Source organism: Stenotrophomonas pictorum JCM 9942 (assembly GCF_001310775.1).
Classification (GTDB): domain Bacteria; phylum Pseudomonadota; class Gammaproteobacteria; order Xanthomonadales; family Xanthomonadaceae; genus Stenotrophomonas; species Stenotrophomonas pictorum.
Map to the genome: position 1 here is coordinate 1 of NZ_BAZI01000197.1, position 5,320 is coordinate 5,320.

Below are 5,320 nucleotides of genomic sequence, written 5' to 3' on the forward strand. Positions count from 1 at the left end.
CGGAACCGGTGCCTGCAGCGCCCGTCCCCGCCGCAGCGCCGGCGCAGCCAGGACGCATGCAACTGGGCACGGTCCGCTCGGGCCAGCAGCTGTATGCCGAAAACTGCGACCTGACTGTACTTTCAACCGTGGGTGCCGGTGCCGAGGTGATCGCCGACGGCAGCATCCATATCTACGGTACGCTGCGCGGCCGGGCATTGGCCGGCGCGCAAGGCAACACCGCGGCACGCATTTTCTGCCGCGACTTCCACGCTGAACTGGTCGCCATTGCTGGACGTTATAAGGTGCTGGACGATATTCCCGACACCCTGCGCGGCAAAGCCGTGCAGGTGTGGCTGGAACAGGACCAGATCATGATTGCCGCGCTGGATTGACGCGGCCCAAAACGAATACCCAGGAGAAGTCCTTTGGCTGAAATCATCGTAGTCACCTCCGGCAAAGGCGGCGTCGGCAAGACCACCTCCAGCGCCAGCCTCGCCTGCGGGCTCGCCCGTCGCGGCAAGAAAGTCGCCGTCATCGACTTCGACGTGGGCCTGCGCAACCTTGACCTGATCATGGGCTGCGAGCGCCGCGTGGTGTACGACTTCGTCAACGTTGTCCACGGCGAAGCCACACTGAAGCAGGCCATGATCAAGGACAAGCGCTTTGACAACCTGTACGTGCTGGCCGCCTCGCAGACCCGCGACAAGGACGCACTGAACAAGGAAGGCGTGGAGAAGGTCCTCAAGGACCTGGCGGCCGACGGCTTCGATTTCATCATCTGCGACTCGCCGGCCGGCATCGAGAAGGGCGCCTTCCTGGCGATGTACTTCGCCGACCGCGCCGTGGTGGTGGTCAACCCGGAAGTGTCGTCGGTGCGCGACTCGGACCGCATCATCGGCCTGCTCGACTCCAAGACCGCCCGCGCCGAAGCCGGCAAGGACGTCCCGGCCTACCTGCTGCTGACGCGCTACAGCGCGCCGCGCGTGGAGACCGGCGAGATGCTCAGCATTGCCGACGTGGAGGAAGTGCTGGGCCTGAAAGCCATTGGTGTCATTCCCGAGTCCGGCGACGTGCTCAATGCCTCCAACAAGGGCGAACCGGTGATCCTGGACAGCGAATCCCCGGCCGGCCAGGCCTACGAGGACGCGGTCAGCCGCATCCTTGGCGAGGAGCGCCCGATGCGCTTCATTTCGGTTGAGAAAAAGGGCTTCTTCAGCAAGCTGTTTGGAGGATAAGCATGGGACTGCTCGACTTCCTGAAACAGAAGAAGAACACCGCCGAAACCGCGAAAAACCGCCTGCAGATCATCATCGCGCAGGAACGCAGCACCCGTGGCGGCCCCGACTACCTGCCACTGCTGCAGCGTGAACTGCTGGAAGTGATCAAGAAGTACGTCAATATCGACGCCGATGCGGTCAAGGTCGACCTGGTCAAGGATGGCGCCAACGACGTGCTCGACATCTCCGTCGCCCTGCCTGACGACAAGTGATCTGCACCCGGCGGCGCTGGCCGCCGGGAGTGTGCCTTCCGTGAACCCCTCCCCCCTCTCCGGGCCAGACGTGGCCGTGACCTGTGTCGGCGATATCCAGTGGGGCGATGCCGTCGCGCTGCTGGCCGGCCATGGCCTGCGCCTGAACCATATCGCCGCCGGCGAGACGATCCCGGGCAGCTACTGGGGCGAGCCGGAAGCCGGCATCATCGGCAGCGAGGTGTACGTGCGCGATGACACTCCCGTGCATTCGATGTTGCACGAGGCCTGCCATCTGATCGTGCTGCCGCCGGAGCGTCGCGCCCAGGTGCATACCGACGCCACCGATTCGGTGGCCGAGGAAGATGCCACCTGCTATCTGCAGATCGTGCTGGCCGGACAGCTGCCCGGCGTCGGCAGCGCGCGCCTGATGGCCGACATGGATACGTGGGGGTACACGTATCGACTGGGATCGACCCGGGCGTGGTTCGAGCAGGATGCCGAAGACGCCAGGGCGTGGCTGATCGAACGCGGATTGCTGGACGCGTAAAACCGCCCCACACCCCGCTAAAACATGGCGCGCGGCCACGAGCCACGCCGCACCGGCGCTGCACCATGAGCCCGTTGCGGTTCGCGCAGGATGGCCAGGAACTCCAGGCGCAGCTGATCGGACCCCGCTTGCCTGCCGCGCAAAGCCACCGCCTCGGCCAGACGCGGGCGCGTGGCGAGGCGATGGACTCTATCGGCGCGTCGCGGTCAGTGTGGCGCCCGCGCCGGCTGCGATGCGCGCATATCCAGCACCACGCGGGTGCCGCGCTCCGGCTGCGAGTGGATATCCAGCGTCCAGCCCAGGTGGCCGCACAGTCGCGCAATCAGATCCAGCCCGATGCCCGCGCTCGGATCGCGCTCGCCACGGGCCAGCCGCGCGTACAGCTGCGCGACCTCTTCCGGACTCATGCCGTGGCCCGGATCTTCAATGGTGACCAGCGCCTGCGCAGAAACACCCAGGCGGATCACGCCACGGTCGCTGTTCTCGATCGCGTTGCGCAGCAGGTTGCCGATCGCCGCCTGCACCACGCCCAGCGGCGCCAGGATCTGGCACGGCTCGGCCTGCACCAGTTGCAGCTGCAGCTCCTTGCCATTGGCCAGATGGCGATGGTCTTCGATGATCTCCGGCACCAGCTGCTCCAGCGCCAGCAGTTCGCTCATCGCCGCCAGCCGGGCCGGATCGCGCGCCAGCACCAGCAGCAGCTGGATCAGCTGCTCGACGCCGGATGCGGTGCCACGGATGCGCTGCAGCTGCTGGCGTGCCCGCGCCGGCAACTGCGGCTGTTCCAGGGCCAGTTCGGCGGCACCGGTGATGACGGCGATGGGCGTGCGCAGTTCGTGGCTGGCGGTGCTGATGAACATCCGCTCGCGCTCGACGAAATGCTCGTTGCGCTGCAGATAGTCGTTCAGCGCGCCGGCGATCACTTCCAGCTCGGCACTGCCCCGCTTGTCGACCTGCACCTGCTGGCCACGCCGCTCCGGACGCAGGTGGCCGATGTCCTGGGCCAGGACCGACAACGGCCGCACCAGCCGGTTCATGCCTACCCAGGCCATCAGCAAGGTGACCAGCAGCAGCGCCACGCCCGCCAGCAGCGCCCAGCGGGTGACGAAATGCTCCAGCGCCGCGAAATCGGTGATGTCCAGCACCAGCATCACGCGGCCGAAATCATCGGTGTCGCGCACCATCGCCGCCGCGTTCCGGCCGGCCAGCAGCGCGCCGTCATGCAGACCCGGCGTCAGATGCGCCAGTGTTTCCGGAATGCCCTTTTCATCGTGCTCGCGGAACAGGTGCAAGGTGTCCGAATCCTGCCAGCGATAGTCCGGATCGCTGCGCATGTGGCCGATGACACTGTCCAGCTCGGTGTTCAGCAGCGCGCGCCACACCGCATGTTCGGCCCGCTCATGCACATAGTTGGCCGCGCTGAACACCGCCAGCGTCACCAGCGCCACATACACCGCCAGCCAGCCCAGCAATTTGCGCCGCAGCGTGGGCCGGGTCACGACGGGAGGCTGCCGGTCGCCGGTGCCGACAGCCGATAACCCACACGCGGCAGGGTGTGCAGCAGCTTCTGCTCGAACGGACCATCCACCGCACGCCGCAGCTCGTAGATATGCGAGCGCAGCATGTCGCCATCGGGCGGTTCCTCGCCCCACAGCGCGTATTCGAGCTGGTCGCGCGTCACCGCCGCGGGACTGGCGCGCATCAGCACTTCCAGCAATTTGCGGCAGGCCGGATACAGGTGCAGCACCTGGCCGCCGCGCCGGGCCTCCAGCGTGCCCAGGTCCAGCCGCAGATCGTGCACTTCCAGCACCTTGCGCGGATTGCGCCCCCGCATGCGCGCGAGCACCGCATCCAGCCGCACCTCCAGCTCGGGCAGCGCGAAGGGTTTGGTCAGATAGTCGTCGGCACCGGCACGGAAGCCGGCAATCTTGTCCGGCAGCTCGTCACGCGCGGTGAGCATGATCACAGGCACCTCGGAGCGGTGCTCCTCGCGCAGCTTGCGCAGCACCTCCGGCCCCTCCATGCGCGGCAGCATCCAGTCCAGCAGGATCGCGTCGTAGGACTGGGTTATCGCCAGATGCAGGCCGGTGACGCCGTCCGGGGCCACGTCCAGCACATGCCCGCGCGCCTCGAAGTACTCGAACAGGTTGGCGATCAGGTTGCGATTGTCTTCGATGACCAGCAGCCGCATGGGCGGAACCTTTGCAAAGCCCCGCCAGCGGCGGGTATCGGCCGATATCGTAGACGCGGGGTGGTCAGAATGTCGTCGAAACAGGTAACAATGGTTGCGACACGCTTCCCACGTCGTCCCCGCGATCATCGCGCCTGTCCTTCCGAGAACGAGTCGCCCGTGCGCCCGACACCTTCCCGCTCCTCCCCGAATTCCCTGTGGTTTGTGATGCTGATGGCGCTGGTGGTGGCCAGCCTGGTGGCCGGGCTGGGCATGCGCTCACCCAGCCCGCCCGACGAGCCGCGCTTCGTGCTGGCGGCGCGGCATATGGTCGAGACCGGGCAATGGCTGCTGCCCCATCGCGGCAGCGAGCTGTACGCGGAGAAGCCGGCCACCTTCATGTGGCTGCAGGCGGCAACCTACAAAGTGCTCGGCGACTGGAACCTGTCCTTCCTGGTGCCCTCGCTGCTGGCCGCGCTGCTGACCCTGTGGCTGACCTGGGACCTGTCGCGGCGGCTGTGGAACCGGCAGGTCGCGCGCTATACGGTGCTGGCGCTGTTTGTCTGCATCCAGTTCGGATTGATGGCCAAGCGCGCACAGATCGACATGGTGCTGGTGGGCATGACCACGCTGGCGCTGTGGGGCTGATGCGGCACCTGCTGCTGGGCCCGAACTGGGGCGCCTTCGCCCTGGCCTGCTTTGCCGCCGGCGTGGGCACAGTGACCAAGGGCGTGGGCTTCCTGCCCTTGCTGATCCTGCTGCCGTGGGCGCTCTGGCGCTGGCGCCATCCGCAGGCTGCGGGCCCGGGCCGCAGCTGGAACTGGTGGCTGCTGCTGCCGATGTTCCTGCTCGGCACGGCGGTGTGGCTGGCCCCGCTGGGCATCGCGCTGTTGAACAATCCCGATCCGGCATTGAAGGCCTACGCGCACGAGCTGCTGTTCAAGCAGACCGGCACCCGCTACACCTCGGCCTGGCACCACACCCAGCCGGCCTGGTACTACCTGCAGGTGATCGCCACGATGTGGCTGCCGGGCAGCCTGCTGCTGCCATGGCTGGTCCCGGCCTGGTGGCGCCGCTGCCGCCGCGCCGATCCGCGCTATGTACTGTTGCTGGGCTGGGCGCTGCTGGTGCTGCTGTTCTTCAGCGCCAG

Annotated in this window: 6 protein-coding genes and 1 pseudogene; 5 read left to right on the top strand and 2 right to left on the bottom strand. The window is 66.9% G+C overall.

All coding sequences use genetic code 11. The features are described from left to right. The 4 genes from minC to JCM9942_RS10545 all read left to right on the top strand — a co-directional run. The coding region (gene minC / locus JCM9942_RS10530; RefSeq protein WP_083468502.1) for a septum site-determining protein MinC at nt 1–374 on the top strand (374 nt) is incomplete at its 5' end. A gap of 33 nt (nt 375–407) precedes the next feature. After that, nucleotides 408–1,217 (top strand): septum site-determining protein MinD, encoded by an 810-nt coding sequence (gene minD, locus JCM9942_RS10535; protein ID WP_054659532.1) that lies wholly within the window; start codon nt 408–410, stop codon nt 1,215–1,217. Nucleotides 1,218–1,219: 2 nt separating this feature from the next. Beyond that, nucleotides 1,220–1,471: a cell division topological specificity factor MinE gene (gene minE / locus JCM9942_RS10540; protein ID WP_054659534.1), complete on the top strand. Its 252-nt coding sequence runs from the start codon at nt 1,220–1,222 to the stop codon at nt 1,469–1,471. Beyond that, entirely contained in the window at nt 1,419–2,000 is a 582-nt protein-coding gene (locus JCM9942_RS10545; RefSeq protein ID WP_425478344.1) for a hypothetical protein, read from the top strand. Before minE ends, JCM9942_RS10545 begins: the two co-directional genes overlap by 53 nt. 206 nt (nt 2,001–2,206) lie before the next feature. Here the strand turns inward: JCM9942_RS10545 and JCM9942_RS10550 are convergent, their stop codons facing one another. Then, on the bottom strand, nt 2,207–3,499 hold the full coding sequence (locus JCM9942_RS10550) for a sensor histidine kinase (protein WP_054659538.1): 1,293 nt from the start codon (nt 3,497–3,499) through the stop codon (nt 2,207–2,209). After that, the gene (locus JCM9942_RS10555) at nt 3,496–4,191 is read right to left on the bottom strand and encodes a response regulator transcription factor (protein ID WP_054659540.1); all 696 of its coding nucleotides are present in this window, start codon (nt 4,189–4,191) and stop codon (nt 3,496–3,498) included. The genes JCM9942_RS10550 and JCM9942_RS10555 overlap by 4 nt, the downstream gene beginning before the upstream one ends. Nucleotides 4,192–4,398: 207 nt before the next feature. Between JCM9942_RS10555 and JCM9942_RS10560 the strand changes: the two are divergent. Beyond that, nucleotides 4,399–5,320 (top strand): annotated as a pseudogene (locus JCM9942_RS10560) (ArnT family glycosyltransferase); the annotation flags it as partial.

Excerpts from the sequence above, each read along its gene's own strand:
- JCM9942_RS10545 (WP_425478344.1), top strand. The coding sequence starts at position 1,419 with ATGGCGCCAACGACGTGCTCGACATCTCCGTCGCCCTGCCTGACGACA.
- minE (WP_054659534.1), top strand. The coding sequence starts at position 1,220 with ATGGGACTGCTCGACTTCCTGAAACAGAAGAAGAACACCGCCGAAACC.
- JCM9942_RS10555 (WP_054659540.1), bottom strand. The coding sequence starts at position 4,191 with ATGCGGCTGCTGGTCATCGAAGACAATCGCAACCTGATCGCCAACCTG.